General features: G+C 61.3%; 17 protein-coding genes. 8 read left to right on the top strand and 9 right to left on the bottom strand.

Going from position 1 to position 22,348, the window contains the following annotated elements; genetic code table 11:
• Positions 1-311: 311 nt before the first annotated feature.
• The 5 genes from MJQ68_RS10690 (at position 312) to MJQ68_RS10670 (ending at position 6,834) form a co-directional block, all read left to right on the top strand.
• The gene (locus tag MJQ68_RS10690; RefSeq protein ID WP_238751098.1) at positions 312-1,952 is read left to right on the top strand and encodes an NAD+ synthase; all 1,641 of its coding nucleotides are present in this window, start codon (positions 312-314) and stop codon (positions 1,950-1,952) included.
• Between the two features lie 115 nt (positions 1,953-2,067).
• Positions 2,068-3,453, top strand: a complete 1,386-nt coding sequence (locus MJQ68_RS10685) for a DUF819 family protein (RefSeq protein ID WP_238751097.1) — start codon at positions 2,068-2,070, stop codon at positions 3,451-3,453.
• Between the two features lie 125 nt (positions 3,454-3,578).
• The gene (locus MJQ68_RS10680; protein ID WP_238751096.1) at positions 3,579-4,415 is read left to right on the top strand and encodes an SDR family oxidoreductase; all 837 of its coding nucleotides are present in this window, start codon (positions 3,579-3,581) and stop codon (positions 4,413-4,415) included.
• A gap of 65 nt (positions 4,416-4,480) precedes the next feature.
• Positions 4,481-5,089 (top strand): flavin reductase family protein, encoded by a 609-nt coding sequence (locus tag MJQ68_RS10675; protein ID WP_238751095.1) that lies wholly within the window; start codon positions 4,481-4,483, stop codon positions 5,087-5,089.
• 107 nt (positions 5,090-5,196) lie between these two features.
• Positions 5,197-6,834 carry a S41 family peptidase gene (locus tag MJQ68_RS10670; RefSeq protein WP_238751094.1) on the top strand — a complete coding sequence of 546 codons (1,638 nt, stop codon included), beginning with the start codon at positions 5,197-5,199 and terminating at the stop codon, positions 6,832-6,834.
• A gap of 9 nt (positions 6,835-6,843) precedes the next feature.
• Here MJQ68_RS10670 and MJQ68_RS10665 read toward each other — a convergent pair whose 3' ends face one another.
• The 6 genes from MJQ68_RS10665 to MJQ68_RS10640 form a co-directional block, all read right to left on the bottom strand.
• Positions 6,844-8,790, bottom strand: coding sequence for a SulP family inorganic anion transporter (locus MJQ68_RS10665; RefSeq protein WP_238751093.1), 1,947 nt, complete (start codon positions 8,788-8,790; stop codon positions 6,844-6,846).
• 79 nt (positions 8,791-8,869) lie between these two features.
• Positions 8,870-10,453, bottom strand: a complete 1,584-nt coding sequence (locus MJQ68_RS10660) for a SulP family inorganic anion transporter (protein WP_406612903.1) — start codon at positions 10,451-10,453, stop codon at positions 8,870-8,872.
• A 99-nt stretch (positions 10,454-10,552) separates the two neighbouring features.
• Positions 10,553-12,319 (bottom strand): ABC transporter ATP-binding protein, encoded by a 1,767-nt coding sequence (locus MJQ68_RS10655; protein ID WP_238751091.1) that lies wholly within the window; start codon positions 12,317-12,319, stop codon positions 10,553-10,555.
• 58 nt (positions 12,320-12,377) lie between these two features.
• A complete protein-coding gene (locus MJQ68_RS10650; protein WP_238751090.1) occupies positions 12,378-12,737 on the bottom strand; it encodes a DUF2237 family protein in 360 nt (119 codons plus the stop codon).
• Between the two features lie 15 nt (positions 12,738-12,752).
• Positions 12,753-14,102 carry a TolC family protein gene (locus MJQ68_RS10645; protein ID WP_238751089.1) on the bottom strand — a complete coding sequence of 450 codons (1,350 nt, stop codon included), beginning with the start codon at positions 14,100-14,102 and terminating at the stop codon, positions 12,753-12,755.
• 67 nt (positions 14,103-14,169) lie between these two features.
• A complete protein-coding gene (locus tag MJQ68_RS10640; RefSeq protein ID WP_238751088.1) occupies positions 14,170-14,517 on the bottom strand; it encodes a tRNA-binding protein in 348 nt (115 codons plus the stop codon).
• An 86-nt stretch (positions 14,518-14,603) separates the two neighbouring features.
• Here MJQ68_RS10640 and MJQ68_RS10635 point away from each other — a divergent pair, with 86 nt between their 5' ends.
• Positions 14,604-16,670, top strand: a complete 2,067-nt coding sequence (locus MJQ68_RS10635) for a ComEC/Rec2 family competence protein (protein WP_238751087.1) — start codon at positions 14,604-14,606, stop codon at positions 16,668-16,670.
• Positions 16,671-16,680: 10 nt separating this feature from the next.
• On the opposite strand, the gene frr is transcribed toward MJQ68_RS10635, so the two are convergent.
• The 3 genes from frr to serS all read right to left on the bottom strand — a co-directional run bounded on the left by frr (position 16,681) and on the right by serS (position 19,340).
• A complete protein-coding gene (gene frr / locus MJQ68_RS10630) occupies positions 16,681-17,244 on the bottom strand; it encodes a ribosome recycling factor (protein WP_238751086.1) in 564 nt (187 codons plus the stop codon).
• An 89-nt stretch (positions 17,245-17,333) separates the two neighbouring features.
• The gene (locus MJQ68_RS10625) at positions 17,334-18,038 is read right to left on the bottom strand and encodes a zinc metallopeptidase (RefSeq protein WP_238751085.1); all 705 of its coding nucleotides are present in this window, start codon (positions 18,036-18,038) and stop codon (positions 17,334-17,336) included.
• A 21-nt stretch (positions 18,039-18,059) separates the two neighbouring features.
• Positions 18,060-19,340: a serine--tRNA ligase gene (gene serS / locus MJQ68_RS10620; RefSeq protein ID WP_238751084.1), complete on the bottom strand. Its 1,281-nt coding sequence runs from the start codon at positions 19,338-19,340 to the stop codon at positions 18,060-18,062.
• 331 nt (positions 19,341-19,671) lie between these two features.
• On the opposite strand from serS, the gene rho reads away from it, so the two are divergent.
• A complete protein-coding gene (gene rho / locus MJQ68_RS10615) occupies positions 19,672-21,666 on the top strand; it encodes a transcription termination factor Rho (protein ID WP_264759002.1) in 1,995 nt (664 codons plus the stop codon).
• 18 nt (positions 21,667-21,684) lie between these two features.
• Positions 21,685-22,329, top strand: a complete 645-nt coding sequence (locus MJQ68_RS10610; RefSeq protein WP_238751082.1) for an MBL fold metallo-hydrolase — start codon at positions 21,685-21,687, stop codon at positions 22,327-22,329.
• The last annotated feature ends 19 nt before the right edge of the window (positions 22,330-22,348 follow it).

The following is a 22,348-nucleotide window of genomic DNA, read 5'->3' as shown; positions in this document are numbered from 1 at the left end:
GCATTGGTTATATTTCTTGTGTCAGCCAATATAGCGCCGCGTCACACTGACATCCCAGTGTCCAAAAACGTGCTACAGTCAGATCAGCGTGTGTTCGCTCCAACCATTATTCTTATTAGATGTGCCGCCCGAAAGTCTTCACTATAGTGCGTGAGCTGGTGTTTTGCCATAAGCAGCCCGACAGAAATCAAAAAGTAAGCACCCCGAGAGCGGACTGAACCTCCCCACCGCACCAGCGACCCCGCCCCACCAACTTAGTTTGCAAACTAAACTAAGACAACGTATCTTTGCAACACCCTACCTTCCGCCCCATGAATATCGCCCTAGCCCAGATCAACGTACACGTCGGCAACTTCGACGCCAACCTGCAGAAGATGCTCGACTACACCCGTAGGGCGAAGGAGCAGGGGGCGGACATTGTGGTCTTCCCCGAGCTGGCTACCGTGGGCTACCCGCCGCGCGATTTTCTGGAGTTCGATGACTTTATCGAGCGGGCCGATCAGGTCGTGCAGCAACTGGCGAAGGCCGCCGATGGCATCGCGATCATCGTGGGCTCCCCCACCAGGAATCCGGTCGTGGAGGGCAAGGATCTGTACAATAGTGCCTACTTCCTAGCCAACGGACGCGTGCAGCAGGTGCAGCACAAGACGCTGCTGCCTACCTACGACATCTTCGATGAGTACCGCTACTTCGAGCCCGCCTCGGAGTGGAAGGTGGTGCGCTACCAGGATAAGACCATCGCCCTGCTCGTCTGCGAAGACAGCTGGAATGTCGGTAACGAGAACCCTCTCTATAAGATCAACCCCACGGACCGAATGCTGGAGCAGCAGCCCGACCTGATCATTAATGTCTCGGCCTCCCCCTTCGCCTACGACCACGCCGCCGAGCGGGTGCGCGTGCTGCAGGCGAACGTGGAGCGGTACAATATCCCCCTGTACTACGTCAATCACGTGGGAGCCCAGACGGAGGTGCTCTTCGACGGCGGCTCGCTGGTGCTCAATGCGCACGGACAGGTAGTCGACGAGATGCCCTACTTCGAGGAGTCCCTGCGCATCTACAATACCGAGGAGGTACAGGAAGACAGCGACGGCGGCGGCGAACGCGAGCGCGACAAGATGACCTTGATCCACGACGCGCTGGTCATAGGCATCCGGCAGTACTTCGGTAAGCTGGGCTTCAAGCGGGCCATCCTGGGACTAAGTGGCGGCATCGACTCGGCCCTGGTCGCCGTACTCGCCGCCCGTGCCCTGGGTGCTGATAATCTACGCTGCGTGCTCATGCCCAGTCAGCACAGCTCCGACCACAGCGTCAACGATGCCCGCCAGCTGGCGCAGAACCTGGGCTGCCAGTACGATATCGTGCCCATCGAGTCCGTCTACCACAGCTATACCGACCTGCTGCAGCCCCACTTTTTCGGCCAGCAGGAGGGCCTGACGGAGGAGAACCTCCAGGCCCGCATCCGCGGCATGATCCTGATGGCGTTCAGCAACAAGTTCGGCAATATCGTGCTCAACACCAGCAATAAGAGCGAGATGGCCGTCGGCTACGGCACCCTCTACGGCGACATGTGCGGCGGACTCAGCGTGATCGGCGACGTCTACAAAACGGAGTGCTTCGAGCTCGCCCGCTTCATCAACCGCGACGGTGAGCTGATCCCCGATAACATCATCACCAAGCCCCCCAGCGCCGAGCTCAAGCCCGACCAGCTCGACAGCGACAGTCTGCCCCCCTACCCCGAGCTCGACGCCGTGCTCTACCAGTACATCGAGCTCCACAAATCGCCCCAGGACATCATCGAGGCCGGCGCCGATCCCGCACTGGTCAAAAAGGCCCTGCGGCTGGTCAACATCAACGAGTTCAAGCGGCACCAGACGGCCCCCGTACTGCGGGTGAGCAAGAAGGCCTTCGGCATGGGCCGGCGCTTTCCTATTGTGGCTAAGTATCTGAGTTAGCCTCGGCCGCCGAGCGTTGCGTAAGCTTCGTTCGTCGGCCGAGCGAGGGGAGCTCAATTCCGTCGGCGGACGAGCCAAACTGCGTATGCCTCGGCCGACGACTATCTTGGCACCGATGCAACCCCTAATCACCAACGACGCTGTAGTCTTCGGACTCCTCCTCACCATCCTCGCCCTGGTCTTCACTACGGCCAGTAGCGAGCGCCCGTTCTGGAAGACCTTCTACACCTACGTGCCGGCCCTGCTGCTGTGCTACTTCCTGCCGGCGCTGCTCAATTGGCCGCTGGGCATCATCGCCTACGACTGGTACGAGTACGGCGTGATCGATGCGCTGGCCGCGCAGGGGGCGGTGCTGCCGGAGGGACTGTCGTTCGGGGAGATCAACCGCTTCATCGAAGCCCAGGGGCTGGAGCTGAGTGATTTTAGCGCCTATACGGGCCACAGTCAGCTGTACTTTGTGGCCAGCCGCTACCTGCTGCCGGCCAGTCTCATTCTGCTGTGCCTCAACATCGATATTCCCGGCATCATCAACCTGGGCTACCGGGCCATCGTGATGTTTCTGGCGGCCACCTTCGGCATCGTGCTGGGCGGACCGATCGCGCTACTGCTCATCAGTAATTTCTTTCCTGGTCTGATCGACATCGACCCCGATCTCCTCTGGCGGGGCCTCAGCACCATTGCCGGTAGCTGGATCGGCGGCGGGGCCAACCAGGCGGCCATGCAGATCATCAACGAGGTACCGCCCGGCATCTTCGGACAGATGATCGTAGTAGACGTGCTGGTCGCCAATATCTGGCTGGCCTTCCTACTCTTCGGAGCCGGCCGGGCGGCGCGGATCGACCGCTTCATCGGCGCCGACAGCAGTGCCATCGATAGCCTGGTCAAGAAGATGGAGGATTATGCGGAGCAGGTCCGCCGCATCCCCACCAGCACGGACCTCTACAAGCTCCTCGGCGTAGCCTTCGGCGGCGTGGCCCTGGCCCATCTCGGGGCCGATCTCATTGCCCCCTTCTTCGGTCAGTTCGAGGCCGCCCTCGAGGCCCTGCGCCTCAACACCCTCACCAGCGGCTTCTTCTGGATGGTCGTACTGGCCACCACCTTCGGTTTCCTGTTCAGCTTCACCCCCGCCCGCAAGCTCGAGGGCGTCGGGGCCAGCAAGTGGGGCGGCGTATTCATCTACATCCTCGTCGCCACCATCGGCATGCAGATGAACATCGGCGACGTGCTCGACAGTCTCGGTCTGTTCGCGATCGGCCTGATCTGGATGCTGGTGCACATCACCGTTCTGCTGGTCACCGCTTACCTCATCAAGGCCCCCTTCTTCTTCGTCGCGGTAGGCAGTCAGGCCAACGTGGGCGGGGCCGCCAGTGCGCCGGTGGTGGCCAGTGCGTTCAATCCCGTCCTAGCCCCGGTAGGAGCCATCATGGCGGTGATCGGCTACGCGCTGGGTACCTACGGGGCGCTGCTGTGCTCTTATCTGATGGAGCTGGCTGTTCGTTGAGGGGGGGTTAAACACGGATTACGCAGATTTAGGGCACGGATTTAGCACAGATTTGTAGATGCGTTACACCTGAAATCTGTGACGTAATCTGTGCATCAATCCGCGTAATCTGTGTTTAACCCCATATGCAACAAGCTATTCTACTCACCGGTATCTCCTCCGGCATCGGTCTCACTACCGCCCATTACCTGCTTCAGCGCGGGCTGACCGTGTACGGCAGCCTCCGAAGCGGAGACGCTGAGGCCGGCCTGACCGACCATCCAGCCTTTACCGCCCTTCAGTTCGACGTGACCGACCGGGCCGCTATCCGGGCCGCGGTGCAGCGTATCGTCGCGGACGGTAAGCAGCTGGTAGGCGTGGTCAATAATGCGGGCATCGCCATCAGCGGTCCGGTAGAGACGCTCTCGGAAGCGCAGTACCGCAAGCAGTTCGACGTCAATGTCTTCGGGCTCATTGCGGTGTCGCAGGAGACCCTGCCCCAGCTACATGCCGCCAGAGCGGCCGGCCTGAGCCCCCGGATCGTCAATATCGGTAGCGTATCGGGCTACCTCACGTCGCCCTTCACTACGCTGTACTCGGCGTCTAAATTCGCGGTGGAGGCCCTTACCGACGGGATGCGCCGCGAGCTCAGTCCCTTCGGTATCGATGTGATCAGTGTGGCGCCGGGACCAGTCAAGACGCCCATCTGGGCCAAGGGCCGCGAGCAGACCGAAGCCTACCAGGGCACCCGCTACGAGGGCGTGCTGGAAAAGCTCGGCCCCTACACCAAAGCGGCGGAGGCAGATGGCGTGGAGCCCGAGCTGGTCGCCGCGGCGATCTATAGGGCGCTCACCGATCCCTCCCCGAAGCCGAACGTGCTGGTGATGAAAAAGAGCTGGCTGGTCAAGCTGCTCCGCCTGACCCCCAAGCGCTTTCAGGACAAGTTCTTTCTTAAGCGACTGGCGGAGAACCGGCGGTATTAGTACACTCCGCGCTGCCGGAGGCAGCTTCGAACTTCGCGGTCGGAGACCGCTTTATACCGCACACTATGCACCTCACCTACGACCAGCTCGCCACCCGCGACCGCGCCTACCGCCGCAACTTCTTCAATACCCTGCCCGGTCCCCGCGGCGTACACCTGATCGGTACGAAGGGCCACCGCGGCACGGAGAACCTCGGTGTATTCAGCTCGGTCGTGCACCTGGGGGCTAGTCCGGGACTGCTGGGCTTTCACCTGCGGCCACTCACCGTTCCCCGCCACACCTATCACCACCTCAAGGCGCAGGGCTGGTTCACCCTCAATACCCTCCACCCCACCATCCTGGAGCAGGCGCATCAGACCAGCGCGAACTACAGCCTGGAAGTATCTGAATTCGCTGCCGTAGGGCTCACCCCCGAGTACAGCGCGCAGTGCAAGGCTCCTTATGTCAAAGAGAGCAGCGTCCGCATCGGCCTGACCTTCGAGGAGGAGCACCACATTCGGGCCAACGATACCTACTTCATCGTGGGTCGCATCCAGGAGGTGTTCGTGCCGGACGGGGCGGTGGACGAGCGCGGACACATCGATCACGCCACGCTAGATACGCTGGCCGTAGCCGGACTCGATACCTACTACCGCCCCGGAGACGCTACGGTGCTGCCCTATGCCCGGCCCTAGCGTGCCCGGCATTGCACCTGCGCGCGCGCCCACCCGTGTACGTGTGGTGGGGTCGTAATCTTGTCCGTGCCTGCCGCGTTACCTTAGGGTATCCCAAAGCGCGTAACATGAGTATAGGTAAAAAATTAGCGGGCGGGTCCGCCGGTGCACTTATTGTACTGGGCCTGATGGCCGCGACGCTGGCTCCGGTCAACGATAAGTTCTTCGAGATCATGAAGGCCATCGAGGTGTACACCAATGTGTACAAGGAGGTGAATACCTACTACGTCGACGAGATCGAGCCCAACAAGCTGATGCGCACCGGCATCGAGGCCATGGTCGAGAGCCTGGACCCCTACACCAACTACATCAGCGAGACCGACGTAGAGACCGCCCGGCTGCGGCAGAGCGGTCAGTACCAGGGCATCGGGGCGGAGATCGAGTACATCGACAGCCTACCCACCATCCTGACCCTGTACCGTGACCAGCCCGCCGACGCCGCCGGCCTGAAGACGGGCGACCGCCTGCTGCAGGTCGACGGCCGCCAGACCGCACAGTACAACCGCGAGCAACTGGAGGAGATCATGCGCGGCTTCCCCGGCACGGTGATGGAGCTGACCGTGGACCGGCCCGGCGAGGGCGTCAAGCAACTGGAGCTGATCCGCGGCGACGTGGACATTCCCAACGTACCCTACTACGGCATGCTGGAGCGGAACGTGGGCTACGTAGCGCTGACCACCTTCACCCAGCAGGCGGGCAAGAACGTGCGGGACGCGGTCGCCGATCTACGCGCCCAGAATCCCGGTATGACCGGCGTAGTACTCGACCTGCGCGGCAACGGCGGTGGCCTGCTCAACGAGGCGGTAGACATCGTCAATATCTTCGTACCCAAGGGCGAAACCATCGTGACCACCCGGGGCAAGGTGCGCGACTGGAACCGCAGCTACGAGACCAAGGGCAATCCCCTCGACACCGAACTACCCGTAGCCGTACTGATCAACGGCCGCTCGGCCTCGGCCTCCGAGATCGTCTCGGGAGCCCTGCAGGACCTCGACCGCGGCGTACTGATCGGTCAGCGCAGCTACGGCAAGGGATTGGTGCAGAACATCATGGAAACCGGCTACGGCAGCCGCGTGAAGATCACTACGGCTAAGTACTATATCCCCAGTCAGCGCTGTATCCAGGCCATCGAGTACCGCGACGGGAAGCCCTACGACATCCCCAATGCGCAGCGCGCCGAGTTCAGGACCCGCGCCGGCCGTACCGTACTGGACGGCGGTGGCGTGGCCCCCGACATCGAGGTGGACGTACTGGGCAAGAACAACGTAGCTCAGGGCCTGCTGGAGGACTACATCGTATTTGATTTTGTCAACGACTGGGTGCGCGATCACCCGACCATCGATTCGGTGGCTGACTTCCGCTTCACCGACTGGGACCGTTTCGAGACCTTCCTCAACCGGGCCGACTTCAACTTCACCTCCCAGGCCGAAGAGCTGCTGGAGCAGGCCGCCGATCGTGCCGTAGCGGAGGGCTATGACATCAGCGCGGAGCTGGCCTCCATCCAGGAGAAGCTGGACCGCGAGCAGGCCACGGCCATCGCGGGACTGAGGGACGAGATCATCCGCATCATCGAAAAAGAGATCGCCGGGCGCTACTACTACCAGCGTGGGCAGGTACAGATGGGACTGCGTAACGACCAGGAGGTGCAGGAGGCCATCGCGGTGCTAAATGACGGGGCGCGGTACGCGGAACTACTGAGCAGGTAAACCAATAGCCTACGCTTCGTCAATCCCATCACCCACCACGGGCGGGGCGTTCTGCTGTACTTCGGACTGCTGCTCGAGGTTGCCTTCGGCCAGCCGCGCGCTGAGCCAGGTACGGGCCTGCTCGAATGTGGTGAAGTTGTGCTCTTCCGGTACCAGTCCGGGTACGAGATTGATGCGTTCCATCATGGACCGGATCTGCTCGTTCATACCGGTGAAGATGACGGCAATGCCCCGGCGCTGCATATCCAGGATAGCATCCTCCATAGCGTAGAGCCCCGACTGGTCGATGTAGGGGACCCGTGCCATACGGATGACCACGACCTCCACGGTGGGCAGTTGCCGCATCATGGCCTGGAAGGTGGATACGAAGCCGAAGAATAGCGGACCCTCCAGGTGCTTGATGAATACCCGATCGCCGAGTCGTTCGACCAGGTCGCTATCGTCCGCCCAGGGCTTTTCCCGGCTGAACTCTTCCAGCGAACTGCTGCTGGCTCCCTCCTCCACCGTATCGGCGGTCTTTTTCATGAACAGCAGCGCGGCCAGTACCATGCCGAAGGCGACGGCCTCGAGCAGCCCTACAAATACGGTCAGCAGTAGCACCAGGACCATCACCGCTGCATCACCGAGTGGTATACTCCGTAGGTGTCGGAAGCCCTTATAATCGATGATACCGATACCTACCGTGATCAGGATACCCGCCAGCACGCCGTTAGGAATGTAGGATACGATACCGCTCAGGCCCAGCAGCACCAGCAACAGGAACACACCCGCGATGATGCCGGAGATCTTGGTCTTGCCGCCCGACTGTACGTTGATCACCGTGCGCATCGTGGCACCGGCACCGGGTAGTCCGCCAATGAAAGCGGCCGCCATATTGCCCAGTCCCTGACCGATCAATTCCTGGTTGGGGTCGTGCTTGGTCTTCGTGATGTTGTCGGCCACTACGGAGGTGAGCAGGGAGTCGATCGCTCCCAGTGCCGCCAGCGTGAAGGCGAATTGCAGGATGCGCAGCAGGTAGCTCGTATTGGCAAACTGGCCGAAGAAGTCGAAATAGATGGGCGGTAAACCCTGCTGTACCTGTCCGATCACCGGCACTTCCCCCTGCATAAAGAAGAAGGCCACCAGCGTCATGATCACCAGCGCCGCCAGACTGGACGGGATGATCGACGTGATCCGCTTGAAGCCGTAGATGATCAGGATGGTGCCTACGGCGAGCAGTAGGTTGAGGTAGTTGATGCCACCCGGTACCGTAAAGGGCCGGTAGATATTGGCGATGGTCCCCTTGGTACCGCGCACCTTGCGCGTTGCCAGGCGGATCGCCTCGGTACGGATCTCCTCCGGGGTCACATCCGCAAACCGCCGGTCCGTCTCCGCGATCACCGATGCATCCATCACGCCCTTCAACGTGCTGCTTTCCTCTTCCCGGATGATCTTTTCCAGAATTTGCTCCTCCGCATGGGGCATTCTGCCGGCCACCAGTTCCGTATCGTTGGCCGCCGAGTAGCCCAGTGCGGGAAACAGCTGCGTAACGATGATGATCACCCCGATCCCGCTCATGAAGCCCGACACCACGGGATAGGGGATATACTTGATGTAGCGCCCCAGCTTAATGATTCCGAAGATCATCTCGATCAGACCGGCCAGAAAGAAGGTCGCCAGGATCAGCGGCAGGGCTTCGGCTACCGTATCGGCTCCCGACTCTACCAGCGAGTTGGCGATGACGGCCGAGCTCACTACCGTCATCGGTGCCGTAGGGCCACTTACTTGTGTAGCCGTACCACCAAAGAGTGCAGCCACGATAGCAATGGCGATGGCTCCGTACAGGCCGGCCATCGGCCCCAGGGCCGTCTGCGCACCAAAGGCCAGGGCCAGGGGCAGGGCTACGATACCGGCGGTCAGTCCGCCAAAGAAGTCACCCCGTAGGTTAGAAAGGTCGAAGGTAAAGGGGTTAGTCATGCGGAGTACTTGAAGCGCGACCCGGTCGGTCGTTCCGGTAATTTACGGCTTTACCAGCCTCCTTGTTCGATGCCTCCGCCTAGCGCGCTCCGGTCACCGACCGCATGTCGAATACCTCGAAGTAATCCTGCGGGTTGCTTACTCGCTCGTTCTCCATGATCACTACCACCTCTACGTTGCGGTCCTTGAAGGAGGTGACGAAATCATTGAGTACCTCCACCACATCATAGTCCAGGAAGCGGGTCTGGCGTACGTCCAGGAACAAACTAGAGCCCTCGGCGATCTCATCGAGTTGCTTCCGGATGGCCGCTTTATTGAAGAAGGTCACTTCCTCAGCGAGGGTGATCTTGACTTTAGGCCGCTCCCCGTCCATGTCCTCCTTGTGCAGGAAGTGAGAGTTCTGGTAGCTGGTGTACAGGATGACGAGGATACCCACGCCCAAGCCCAGACTAATGCCGATGAGCAGGTCAGTAAGTACGATCGCTACAACTGTAACGATGTAGGGTACGAACTGTCGCCAGCCCACCTTGTACATTCCGGCAAAAGTGGCCGGCTTGGCTAGTTTGTAGCCCACCAGCAGCAGTACCGCAGCGAGTACGGAAAGGGGGATACGGTTCAGAACGGTAGGGATCATGATGACACTCACCAACAGCAGGATGCCGTGCACGATGGCCGACAGCTTCGTGCGCCCGCCCGACTGAATATTGGCCGAACTGCGCACGATAACCTGCGTCACTGGCAGGCCCCCGATCAGTCCCGATACGACGTTACCGGCTCCCTGAGCGATCAGTTCCCGGTTGGTCGGGGTTACCCGCCGGTAGGGGTCGAGCTTATCGGTCGCCTCTACACACAGCAGGGTTTCCAGACTGGCTACGAGCGCGATGGTAAAGGCGGTCACCCACACCGCTCCGTTGGTCACGGCGCTGAAGTCGGGAAAGCTGAATTGTCCCAGGAACGAGTCGAAGTTCTCCGGTACGGGTAGCGGCACTAAGTGTTCGGGACGGATGCCCCACTCGGTACCCTGCATGGTGATCTGCCAGACGATGCCCGCTGCTACGGCAACGACCGGCCCCGGAACAATGGTAAATACCTTACTCTTCTTGGAGAGTACCGCCTCCCAGAGGATCAGTATGGCCAGGGCGATAAACGCGATGATCGTCGGACCGATCGCGATATAATCTATCATGTTGAAAATCTCGGAAAAGGTATTCTGCCCATCGTTCTGAATGAAGGCATCATTCCCTTCGGGTACTTTGTCATAGCCGAAAAAGTGGGGGATCTGCTTCAGAATAATGATGAGCCCGATGCCCGTCAGCATTCCCTTGATCACCGCCGAGGGAAAGAAGTACCCGATCACACCGGCGCGCAGTACACCCAGCACGATCTGAATAACTCCGCCCAGCACGACACAGGTCAGGAAGAGCTCGAAGCTGCCCAAATCGGTCAGTGCGGAGAGGACAATGGCCGTCAGCCCCGCCGCCGGTCCACTCACCCCTACGTTGGAGCCACTGATGGCGCCCACTACGATGCCTCCTACGATACCGGCGATCAGGCCAGAAAAGAGGGGCGCACCACTTGCTAAGGCGATGCCCAAACACAGCGGCAGGGCCACGAAGAATACTACGATACTAGCTGGTAGATCGCCCTTCAGGTTGGTAAAAATGCCGTCGTGGGCGGTAGTATGGCTTTTCAAGAGAAGGAAGGTGTGGGGTGCTGAAATATGTCTTACTGGAAACCACGAAGTTAGGTTACCCGCGGTTATCTACTCGGCTGCTTCGAGAAACTGCATTTCGTACAGTTCCCGGTACCGTCCATCCTCGACCTGCAGCAGTTCGTCATGGGGGCCTAACTCCTTGATCTCGCCCTTTTCCAGCACCATGATGTTGTCTGCATTACGGATCGTACTGAGTCGGTGGGCGATCACGATACTGGTGCGCCGGTCGATCAGTTTCTCGATGGCATACTGGATGATACCCTCCGTTTCCGGGTCCACGCTACTCGTCGCCTCATCCAGGATCAGAATGTCCGGATCGAAGACCAGCGCCCGCACGAAGGAGATCAGCTGCCGCTGCCCCATACTCAGGGTAGCGCCGCGCTCCATCACGTCGTAGTCGTAGCCTCCCGGCAGCCGGTCGATGAACTCGTGTGCGCCGATGAGCTTGGCGGCCTCGATGACCCGTTCGCGGCTGATGTCCGGATCGCGCAGGGTGATGTTCTCTAGTACCGAGCCGGTGAAGAGGAAGACATCCTGCAGCACCATGGCCATATTGCTGCGCAGCGCATTGAGTTCGTACTGCCGCAAATCCTCCCCGTCCACCAGGATCTCGCCCCGCTGGTACTCGTAGAAGCGGTTGATCACGTTGGTGATGGTCGTCTTACCGGAGCCGGTACTGCCCACGATAGCCAGGGTTTCTCCACTCTTCAGCTTGAAGCTCAGGTCCTTCAGGATCCAGTCGATGCCCGTGTAGGCAAACCAGACGTTGCGAAACTCCACCTCTCCCCGCAGGCGCTCCGGCTGTAGGGAGCCCGTATTCTCGATCTGGTCATCGCGGTCGATCACCTTGAAGACCCGCTCGGAGGCTACTAGTCCCATTTGCAGGGTATTGAACTTGTCGGCCAGCACCCGGATCGGGCGAAACAGCATATTGATGTAGATCGGAAAGGCCACCAGTGCACCCAGCGTCACCCCGCCGGCCCGGGCTACGTCCTGCGCGCCCCACCAGACCATCAGCGCCAGACTGGCCGCCGCGATGATGTCCACGGTAGGAAAGAAGATGGCGTAGTACAGGATCGCATCGATATTGGCCTTGCGGTATTCCTTATTGATCTCGGCGAACTTGCGCGCCTCACCCCGCTCGGCGTTGAAGATCTGCACGATGCGCATGCCCGTGATCCGCTCCTGCAGAAAGGCGTTCATGCGCTGGATCTCGGTACGCACCCGCTGGTACGACTTCTTCACCGCTTCCTTGAATACGTAACTAGCCAGCATCAGGAAGGGCATGGTCGTGAGGCAGATCAGCGTCAGCCGCCAGCTCGTCGTGAGCATGATGGCCAGTACGGCTATGATCGACATCAGGTCGGCCAGGATGGTGATCACCCCCTCGGCGAAGATGCTGTTGATGCTCTGGATATCGCTGATCGTACGCGTCGTCGACGTACCGATCGGTGTCTTATCGAAGTAGCTGAGCCGCAGACTGTTGATGTGGCTAAACACCTTGACCCGCAGGTCGCGGATCACCGATTGCCCCAGCCAGTTGGAGCTGTACACGAAGGAATAACGACACAGCGCCTCCAGCACGAGTAGGCCGGCGATCACGAGGGCCCAGAAGGTGAGTCCGCTGGTGTCACCGACGAAAATATAGTCGTCCACCATCTTCTGGATCAGCCGCGGACGGGCGATCGACAGGGGGGCCAGCAGCACGGCCAGCGTGACGGCCAGGATGGCTACTTTCTTGTAGGGTTTGGCCAGCGCCAGTACCCGCCAGAGGAGGTACAGGTCGAATTTTTGCTTCTCTTCCTTCGTGGCCATGAAGTGGTGTAACACCCCGCACCTGCTTTGGGTCACCCGCAGCCAGAAGTTTTTACGGCTAGGCCGTCTGCTCCATTTCCCGCAGCGCCTCTAAGCTTACATACTTCAGGGCCGACTCGTGCGTAGCCTCCAGTCTGACGGGCGGGGCCATCCCCGCCTCATAAGCTTCCTTCCACCGCAGTGCGCACAGGCACCAGCCGTCACCGGGCTTCAGGCCGGGAAAGGCGTAGGCGGGAACGGGGGTGCTCAGGTCATTGCCGCGCGACTTTGTGAAGGTGAGAAACTCCTCGGTCATCACGGCGCACACCACGTGCCGTCCCGTATCCTGGGGACCGGTCCGGCATACGCCGTCGCGGTAGAAGCCGGTCATCGGATCGGTGCAGCAGCCCTGCAGGGCGGTACCTAATACATTCTTCATTGGGTCGTCTGCTAGTTATCTTATGATCTGTCCCGTCACCCGTAATAGCTCCGTTTCTGTCTGCTTCAGGTTCAGCAGGGCGTTCAGGAGCTGGAATTCGGCGTTGGCGTAGTTGAGCTGGATCTGCCGGTAGTCGAAGCTGTTGATCGTGCCACCCCGGAAGCGCTCGGCGGCGATCTCGATGTTGCGCTCGGCGTTGTCGATTAACTGCTGGGTAATACCGATGATGCGCGTTTGGTTGTCGTACAGCGCCAGGGTGTTGTACAGGGCGGTGCGTAGTTGTTGTTGCGCGGACTGGTAGTCTAGCTGGGCGGTCATCTCTTGCAGGCGGGAGGACTGGATACGCACCCGGCGGTTGCCCCCGTCGAAGAGGAGGTAGCTGGCCGTGAAGCCGATGTTTCCCGCCAGCGTACGCGCGGCTACCCCCGGCAGTTCCTGCTCCCGTCCCGGCTGGTCGCCGCCGAATTCGAAAGTCTGGGTGCCGGTCTGCACGGCGATGTCGTAGTTCACCCCCGCCCCGATGCCGATGGTCGGCAGCCGCTCCGTTTCGATCAGGCGAGTCTGCAGGGCGGCCAGGTCGCGGTTGATGAGCAGGTTCTGCAGATTGCGGTTGGCCGCCAGCAGCTGGGCCTCGAGGGCGGCGGGGTCGTAGTCGGTTTCTTCGTAGGTTAGTGCGGTGGTCAGGGCTACGGGCTGGTTGAGCACGGTTTCGCCCATCAGTTGCAGCAGGTTGCGGACTGCGTTGGCGTAGTTCACGCGCTGTACGACCAGGTTGGTGGAGTCCGAGAGGTAGGCGTCGCGCGCCTGCAACTCATCAAAGGTGCCCCCCTGCCCGAATTCCCGCCTTACTTGCTGGTAATCGATGCGGTCGCGGCTCAGGCCCAGCACGCGCTGGCGTACGCGGATCTGTTCCTCCTGCACGACGGCCGTATAGTAGGCGTCGATGATATCCTGTACGCTGTTTTCGATCTGTAGCTGTAGTTGGCCGGCACTCAGCTCGGCCAGGGTTCCCAGCCGCTCCTTATTGATCGCGATGCGCCCTCCGTTGAACAGCACCCAGTTGAGCTGGGCCGTGGGGGCCACGCTGTAGCTGGTCGTCGTGCTCTGCACTACGATACTGGCCGGGTTGCTCTGGTTGCGGTAGCCTACGCCGGGGCTCAGACCCAGACTGATCGTCGGGTACTTCTGCGTCAGAGCGTAGTCGTCGTTGTTGCGGGCCACCTCCAGTTCGTTGGTGGCAATGCGGATCTGGTAGTTATTTTCCAGTCCCCGCTGGATCGCATCGCTCAGACTCAGCCGCAGACTATCCTGGGCGCGCACGCCGGTGCAGAGTAAAATACCGAGGAGCGGTAGGAGTCGGATCATGCCGGAACGAGCTTGTGGGTACACGGAGAGCCTATGCAACGCCTTAGTACGGGTTTGGATTTATGACCTAGCCAATCCGTAGTCCGTTCGCTACCCTGCGCTCGGGCTGCAGTAGGGTCACCGCCTTGTCCGTACCCAGACTACCCAGCACCAGGCACTCGCTCATCATCGTAGCGATCTGCTTGGGTGGGAAGTTGACCACGGCCACGACCTGTCGCCCGATCAGGTCCGCCGGCGCGTAAAGATCCGTGAGCTGGGCGGAGGATTTACGCTCCCCCAGCTCCCCGAAGTCGATGCGCAATTTATAGCTCGGATTGCGCGCCTCCGCAAAGGGCTCGGCCGCTACGATGGTACCGATGCGCATGTCTACTTTGGTAAACTCTGCCCAGCTGAGGGGGTCGGGTGCTGCTTCCATGCTGCTATGTTACGGTATGGGGGGCGGAGATGTGTAGCGTTTGCCAAGCCCCGGCAGGGATGCCGGGAACCGGTTACCTTGCGGGTATGCCGCCGCAGACCCGACCGCAAATTCCCTGGGCCGTTGCTCCACTGCTGGGCCCGGTGGGGGCACTGGCGGGTGGTATGCTGCTGGCGCATACCCTGGACTATGCGTATGCTACCTACTTCGGGGCAGTAGCGGCAGGACTTCTCCTTTTGGCCATAGCACTGCACCGGCGGCCGCGCCCGGCGACTGGCGTACTGCTGCTGGCGACCCTGTGTTTCGGGGGCTGGTATGCGGGGGTGCGGCATCCGCTGAATGACCCGGCGCACTTCAGTAGCGCATACCGGGCGGGGGATCAGTTACTGGTGGATGTAGAACGGGTACGGCAGGGCGAGCGGCGGCAGAACACGGAGGTGGACGTGGTGCAGCTCGTGCGGGATAGCCTCACGCTGGACGTGCATGGCAAGCTGGTAGCCTACATAGCGGGTGATCCGCTGCGGACCGGCGAACGTCTGCTATTGGCCAGCGACGTGGATACGGTGCCCGGCCCGCTGAATCCCGAGGCCTTCGACTACGCGGGCTACCTGGCGGATAAAAATATCTTTCGGCGCAGTTTCGTCGACTCGAGTGAGTGGTTGCGGGTGGGTAGCGCGACGGGCTTTTCGCTGCGGGCCTACGGGGAGCGGGCGCGGGACGCCTGGTTCGCCAGTCTACAGCCCTACCTGGCGGGCGACGAACTGGCCGTAGCCGCCGCCCTGATCATGGGTAAGAAGGACTTGCTGGGTACGGAAGTGAAGTCGGCCTACGCCGATACGGGGGCCATCCACGTGCTGGCGGTATCGGGACTGCACGTAGGTATTCTGGCCCTGATCGTGATGCAACTGCTGCGCCTGCTGGTGCCGCCGCGCCCGCTGTGGCTGGCCGTGCGGACGGGGCTTACGATCGTGCTGGTGTGGTATTTCGCGCTCATTACCGGGCTGAGTCCGTCGGTACAGCGGGCGGCCATGATGGTGAGCGTCGTACTGCTGGGTAAGCAGCTCAACCGCAGCAACAGCGTGTTCAACCTGCTGGCCATTGCCGCGCTGGTCATGCTCATAGCGGAGCCGAAGCAGGTGCTACAAGTAGGCTTCCAGCTATCGTTTGCGGCCGTAGCGGGTATCGCACTTTTCGCCCGGCGGCTCGAGCGGATGGTGTACCTACCGGGCAAGCTGCAGCTGATCTGGAGTGCCATTGCGGTATCTACAGCCGCGCAGCTGGGTACGCTGCCGCTCTCGCTGTACTATTTCGGGCAGTTTCCGGTCTACTTCATGCTGAGCGGGACGCTGGTCATCGTCTTTGCTTACCTGGTGCTGGGTCTGGGTCTACTCCACGGCTTCCTGGCCCTGCTAGGCGTGAGCGGGGGCGGACTGTGGCTCACGGGTACCGTACTGGATGCAGTGGTGAGCCTGCAGAACACCTTCATCTTCTATTGCCGCAAGCTGCCGGGGGCTACCCTGCAGCTGACGGACTTCTCTTGGCTGTCGGTCGTGGGGCTCTACGCGCTGATCGGCTGCCTGGCGTACCTGGCTTTCCGACCGAGTCACCGGGGGCGGTGGGCGGTTATGGGCCTGACCGCGGCACTGAGCGGCTACTGGCTGCTCGGACCCCTGCTTTCCCCTCCCCCACCGCAGTTCACGGTGTATCATTTAAATCGGGCCAGTCTGATCGATGTATACGACGGACAGCGGGGCATAGCCATTGGGGACAGCCTGGAGGAAGACGATCTGGCCTTCAACGTACTGCCGGGCCGGCGGGCACTGGGGATCGACGTTGACGATGTAATGGCGTTCGACCGGGATACTACGCTGCCGGCAGTCACCGTGCGCACACCGCTACTGCGGCTGCTCGACCAGCGCGTGCTGGTACTGGATGGGCGGGAATCATGGACTCCCCCAGCGCAGTGGCCGGACGTACAACTGATACTGGTACGCAACGGACTACGGCCAGACCGTGTAACGGAGCTGCCGGAGGGCATACCTATAGTCGTAGACGGATCGAACGCTCCCTACGTCGGCGAGCTGTGGCGGGAGCGGTACCCGGGGGTACACCTCACCGCGGTAGCGGGAGCCTATACATGGGTACTCAGGTAGCGGGTGCTCGCTACAGGGTCATGACTTCCCGCTCCTTGTTCTCTACGATGGTTTCTACCTTCTTGCTGAGGGTATCGGTCCATTCCTGTACGCGGTCTTCCATGCGCTTACCGGCGTCTTCGGGGTAGCCGTTCTTGACTTCCTTCTTGATGCTCTCCATGGCGTCGCGGCGGGCGTTGCGGATCGAGATCTTGGCCTCTTCGCCTTCGGCCTTAACGACCTTGGCGAGCTGGGCGCGGCGCTCGGTGGTCAGCGGGGGAACGTTGATGCGGATGAGTTGCCCGTCGTTCTGGGGGGTCACGCCGAGGTTGGCCTCGAAGATGGCCTTCTCGATGGCCGGCAGGTTAGACTTGTCGAAGGGCTGGATGGTGATGGTGCGGCTGTCGGCCGTGCCGAGACTGGAGGTCTGGGCCAGGGGGGTCGGCACGCCGTAGTAGTTGACCATGATACCGTGCAGCATGGCGGGGCTGGCCTTGCCGGTGCGCACTTTGACCAGTTCGCGTTCGAGGTGCTCGATGGCCTCTTCCATGAGCATTTTGTTTTCTTCCAGCTGGTCACTGAGGAGGTCTTCCATTTCGATCTAGGATTTACGGTATATGATGTACGAAGAGTAGGACGTGGGCGGTCCGCCATCCCACACGGGAGCGGGCCAAAAGTAGGCAATTAGCGGCGGCTACCCATATACCGCAGGATGAGCCAAAAAAGAATGGTCAGGGCCGACAGCGCCGCCACCACGTAGGTCATAGCCGCCCACCAGAGGGCATCCTTGGCTCCGTCGTGCAGGGGGCCGGTAGCCGTACCGCTCTGCTCCAGCCAGGCCAGGGCGCGGCGGCTGGCGTCGAACTCCACCGGCAGCGTAGCTACGCTGAATAGGGTGGTGATGGCAAAGGCTGCAATGGTAATGAGCAGCATCGTCTGTCCGAAAAATCCGCCGGCGATACCCCCTACGGTAAGCATCAGCAGGATGCTCTGGAAGCGGGAAGCGACCTGCACCACCGGCACCATCTTGCTGCGAAACTGCAGCCAGGCGTAGCCCTCGGCGTGCTGCACGGCGTGGCCGCATTCATGACTGGCTACGGCGGCGGCCGATACGTTGCGGCCCTCGAAGACGGCCGGACTGAGGCTAACGGTGCGGGTAGCGGGGTTGTAGTGATCGGTCAGCGTACCCTGTCCGGCTACGATCTTGACGTCCCGGATGTTGTAGTGGGTGAGCATGCGCTGGGCGACCTCCGCGCCGCTCATCCCACTGGTCATGGGTACGCGGCTGTACTTCTCGAAGGTGCCCTTGAGCTTGTTGCTCGCCAGCCAGCCTACGCCGGCGAAGACCAGGGTGATGATGATGTAGATACCGTATCCGCCGCTGAGCATACTGAATGGGTTTACGGCTGCCTAGGCCACGGGCGTCAATCGCTCCTTGCCCAGGTAGCCATGTAGGACTTCCGGTAGTAAAATACCGTCCGGCTGCTGGTTGTTCTCTAGCAGGGCGGCGATGATGCGCGGCAGGGCCAGCGCGCTGCCGTTGAGGGTATGCAGCAGTTCGTTGCCCCGCTCGCCACGGTAGCGCAGCTTGAGGCGGTTGCTCTGGAAGGTCTCGAAGTTGGATACGCTACTGACCTCGAGCCAGCGCTGCTGGGCGGCACTCCAGACCTCGAAGTCGTAGGTCAGCGCGGAGGTGAAACCCATATCGCCGCCGCACAGCCGCAGGATCCGGTACGGAAGCTGTAGCTCGTCGAGCAGGCTGCCGACGTGGGCGACCATCTCGTCCAGCTTCGTGTAGCTCTCCTCGGGCAAGGTGAGTTGTACGATCTCCACCTTGTCGAACTGGTGTACGCGGTTGAGTCCGCGCACGTGGGCGCCGTAGCTACCCGCCTCCCGCCGGAAGCAGGGGGTATAGCCGGTGAGCTGTACGGGCAGCTGCCCGGCGTCGAGCAGCTCGCCGCGGTACAGGTTGGTTAGTGGTACCTCGGCGGTGGGGATCAGGTAGAGGTCGTCTTCCGGTATGTAGTACATCTGTCCCTCCTTATCGGGCAGCTGACCGGTAGCGCGGGCGGTGTCTTCATTGACCAGCAGCGGGGGGGCGTACTCGGTGTAGCCGGCGGCGGTGTTGCGGTCCAGGAAGTAGTTAACTAGGGCGCGCTGCAGGCGGGCCCCCTGTCCGGTGAAGACCGGAAAGCCGCTGCCGGTGGTGCGCACCCCCAGTTCGAGGCTGAAGATGCCGTAGGTCTCGGCGAGCTCCCAGTGGGGCTGGGCACCATCCACCAGTGTGGGCAGCTCGCCGGGGTAGGCTTTGAATACCTCATTGTCTTCGGCACTGCTGCCTGTGGGTACCAGTTCGTGGGGTACGTTGGGCAGTTGTAGTAGTGCGTCTTCCAGCTCCTGCAGTACGCCCTTCAGGGTTTCCTCCGCACCGGCGACCGCGCCCTTGATCTCGTTGACGCGCTCGCGCAGGGCGTTGGCTTCGTCCTTGCGGCCGGACTTGAAGAGGGTACCGATCTCGCTGGACAGGGTGTTGCGCTCGGCCAGGAGGGTATCGTTGCTGGTCTGGAGCTCCTTACGCTGATCGTCCAGGGCCACGATGCGATCTACCGCGGCGGCGGCGTCGAGGTGGCGCTTCTGAAGTCCTGCGAGTACCCGTTCGCGCTCCTCGCGCAGGGTGTGTACCAATAGCATATACTGTGACGTTTAGGGGCGGCAAAGGTAAGTGAAAGGGCAGGTCCGCCGGGGCGTATCCGCGGCGTAGCTAAACCTTTAGGTGGGCTGGTCTGTATTTAGTTGCAAGTTTGCATCCCGGTGCACCGCTAATTACGGACAATAGGTTGTAGCTTTGCGAGGTAAGCGACTCCGCGTGCAGGCTCTGAGCCGGCATATCTGCCCCGCACTCCGGTCCGCCGTTACCATTCTCCGCCCTCTCAGGTCCACTTCATGCTTCCGTTCGGGAGGCCGGCCTGCTTTCCCGGGCTCCCACTCCCATCCTTTTTCTCCTTTACGATCTCCACTCTAGATGTTTAGCATAGCGCAATTACAGAGCATGCTGGTCCCCGAACTACGGGACTACGCAGAAACCCTCGGCCTTAAATCCTACAAGAAGCTCAATAAGCAGGACCTCATCCTGGCCCTGCTCGAGCAGCAGGCCGTAAAGGGCACCGAAACCGTCAGCGAGCCGCCCGCCGCCTCCGACACCGACCGCGTACCTAACCGCCGCGCCGAAGCCGCCGCCTCCGCCGCCCGCCGGGGAGAGACTACCGAGGATAGCGCCGAAAAAGACGAAAAACCCAGCCGTGGCCGGGGTCGTCGCAGCAGCCGCAACAACGACAGCAGCGACGAAGAGACCAAACGCCCCGCACGGGGCCGCGGCCGCCGCAACAGCAGCAAGGACGATGAGTCGACCGACGACAAAGCAGACCAGCAGTCCAACGATAAATCAGGCGATAAGTCGAGCGAAGACGAACGCAGCAACAGCCGCGGACGCGGTCGTGGCCGTCGCAGTGTGCGCGAAGAGCGTAGCAGCGACTCCGACGACACCTCCGGCAACCGCAGCAACGGTCGGGGTCGCAACGAAAAGTCCGAAAAGTCCGACGACACGGAAGACGACCAGCAGAAGTCCCGCGGACGGGGCCGCGGTCGCAACAGCAACAATAATTCCGACGACAACGGCAGTAGCGACGAGGACGACAACAACTCTCGCAACGAGCGCTACGGCAACCGTGGCCGCACCGAGGAGCGGGACGACAGCGGCAACAATAATCGCCGCGGCGAGCGGGGCGGCAATAACCGCAACAGCGACCGTGGCAACAACAACGAGCGCGGTAATAACAACGAGCGCGGCGGCAACAACCGCAACGACAACCGCCGCAGCCAGCAGCCCGAGTACAAGCTCGACGGCCTGGTCAACGTCACTGGTATCCTGGAGATGATGCCCGATGGCTACGGCTTCCTGCGCTCGCCCGACTACAACTATACGACCAGCCCGGACGACGTCTACGTCAGCCAGCAGCAGGTCAAGTCCTTCGGTCTGCGCACCGGCGATACCGTGCGCGGCCCCGTCAAGCCCCCCAAGGAGGGCGAGAAGTACTTCGCGCTGCTCGACGTCGAGAAGATCAACGGCTTCGACCCCAAGGACATCCGTGACCGGGTGCCCTTCGATTACCTCACCGCCCAGTTCCCGACCGAGAAGTTCACGCTATCGGGCTCGGCTACCGGCCGCGACTACGGTATGCGCCTGTTCGACCTGTTCGCTCCCCTGGGTAAGGGACAGCGGGGCCTGATCGTCTCCCAGCCTAAGTCGGGTAAGACCTTCCTGCTCAAGGATGTGGCCAACGCCATTGCCAAGAACCACCCCGAGACCTACCTCATCGTGCTGCTCGTAGACGAGCGCCCCGAGGAAGTCACCGACATGAAGCGCAGCGTGAAGGCCGAGGTCATCAGCTCCACCTTCGACGAGCCGGCCGAGAACCACGTCCGCGTGGCCAACGTCGTGCTCGAAAAGAGCAAGCGCCTGGTCGAATCCGGCCACGACGTCTGTATCCTGCTCGACTCGATCACCCGCCTGGCCCGCGCCTACAACACCGTGCAGCCCAGCTCCGGCAAGGTGCTCTCCGGTGGTGTCGAGGCCAACGCCCTGCAGAAGCCCAAGAAGTTCTTCGGTGCGGCGCGCAACATCGACGGCGGCGGCTCGCTGACCATCCTCGCTACCGCCCTCATCGATACCGGCTCCCGCATGGACGAGGTCATCTTCGAGGAATTCAAGGGTACCGGCAACATGGAGCTTCAGCTGGACCGCCAGCTGGCCAACAAGCGCATGTACCCCAGCATCGACTTCACCCGCTCCAGTACGCGGCGCGACGACCTGCTCCTGGACCGGGAAACCCTCCAGCGCATGTTCATCCTCCGCAACCACCTGGCCGACATGAAGCCCGAAGAAGCCTTCCTGTTCCTCATGCGCCACATGAAGAATACCACCGGCAACGAGGAGTTCCTCGCCACCATGAATAGCTAGGGCGCGCGCGCAGGTGCCATGGCTACTACCGTTACGTTTCTGACCCAGAATGCCGTCCAGGAGAATACCTACCTGGTCTACGACGACGATACCCGTGAGGCGATCGTGTTCGATCCCGGCTGCCATACTCCCGCCGAAGAGCGGGAGTTGGTAGCCACCATCGAGCGGCTGCAGCTGAAGCCCGTACAGCTGATCAATACCCACTGTCACTTTGACCACGTGTTCGGCAACGCCTTCGTGGTTGACAAGTACGAGCTCCAGCTCGGCATTCACCCCCTGGAGCAACAAGTTCTGGAGGCCGCACCCATGTTCGTGCAGGCCTACGGGATGCCCCCGATGGTGCCCTCTCCGGCCCCGGACTACTTCATCAATGAAGGAGATACGGTGCGCCTGGGCGAGGCTAGCTTTCAGGTGCTGTTCTGTCCGGGTCACTCCCCGGGCAGCATCTGCTTCTACAATGCGGCGGAGGGCTACGTGATCGCCGGGGACGTACTGTTCCGGCGGTCCATCGGGCGCACCGACCTCCCCATGGGAGATCACGATGCACTCATCGGCTCTATCCTAACTAAGCTTATGCCGCTACCGGATAGCGTGATGGTATATCCGGGACACGGACCCAGTACTACGATCGGGGAAGAGCGGCGGGAGAACCCGTTTCTTTAGTTAAACACGGATTACACAG

Origin of the sequence: Neolewinella maritima, from assembly GCF_923081025.1 — a bacterium.
In the GTDB taxonomy this organism is placed as follows: domain Bacteria; phylum Bacteroidota; class Bacteroidia; order Chitinophagales; family Saprospiraceae; genus Neolewinella; species Neolewinella maritima.
Note: the sequence above shows the minus strand (reverse complement) of the source record. Positions and strands in the feature narration are given on the sequence as shown.

Bases quoted from the DNA above. Each gene is read 5' to 3' on its own strand.
- MJQ68_RS10645 (WP_238751089.1), bottom strand. From the start codon at position 14,102: ATGATCCGACTCCTACCGCTCCTCGGTATTTTACTCTGCACCGGCGTG.
- MJQ68_RS10665 (WP_238751093.1), bottom strand. From the start codon at position 8,790: ATGACTAACCCCTTTACCTTCGACCTTTCTAACCTACGGGGTGACTTC.
- MJQ68_RS10690 (WP_238751098.1), top strand. From the start codon at position 312: ATGAATATCGCCCTAGCCCAGATCAACGTACACGTCGGCAACTTCGAC.
- MJQ68_RS10625 (WP_238751085.1), bottom strand. From the start codon at position 18,038: ATGCTCAGCGGCGGATACGGTATCTACATCATCATCACCCTGGTCTTC.
- frr (WP_238751086.1), bottom strand. From the start codon at position 17,244: ATGGAAGACCTCCTCAGTGACCAGCTGGAAGAAAACAAAATGCTCATG.
- MJQ68_RS10640 (WP_238751088.1), bottom strand. From the start codon at position 14,517: ATGGAAGCAGCACCCGACCCCCTCAGCTGGGCAGAGTTTACCAAAGTA.
- MJQ68_RS10650 (WP_238751090.1), bottom strand. From the start codon at position 12,737: ATGAAGAATGTATTAGGTACCGCCCTGCAGGGCTGCTGCACCGATCCG.
- MJQ68_RS10610 (WP_238751082.1), top strand. From the start codon at position 21,685: ATGGCTACTACCGTTACGTTTCTGACCCAGAATGCCGTCCAGGAGAAT.
- serS (WP_238751084.1), bottom strand. From the start codon at position 19,340: ATGCTATTGGTACACACCCTGCGCGAGGAGCGCGAACGGGTACTCGCA.
- MJQ68_RS10675 (WP_238751095.1), top strand. From the start codon at position 4,481: ATGCACCTCACCTACGACCAGCTCGCCACCCGCGACCGCGCCTACCGC.
- MJQ68_RS10655 (WP_238751091.1), bottom strand. From the start codon at position 12,319: ATGGCCACGAAGGAAGAGAAGCAAAAATTCGACCTGTACCTCCTCTGG.
- MJQ68_RS10670 (WP_238751094.1), top strand. From the start codon at position 5,197: ATGAGTATAGGTAAAAAATTAGCGGGCGGGTCCGCCGGTGCACTTATT.
- rho (WP_264759002.1), top strand. From the start codon at position 19,672: ATGTTTAGCATAGCGCAATTACAGAGCATGCTGGTCCCCGAACTACGG.
- MJQ68_RS10685 (WP_238751097.1), top strand. From the start codon at position 2,068: ATGCAACCCCTAATCACCAACGACGCTGTAGTCTTCGGACTCCTCCTC.
- MJQ68_RS10680 (WP_238751096.1), top strand. From the start codon at position 3,579: ATGCAACAAGCTATTCTACTCACCGGTATCTCCTCCGGCATCGGTCTC.
- MJQ68_RS10635 (WP_238751087.1), top strand. From the start codon at position 14,604: ATGCCGCCGCAGACCCGACCGCAAATTCCCTGGGCCGTTGCTCCACTG.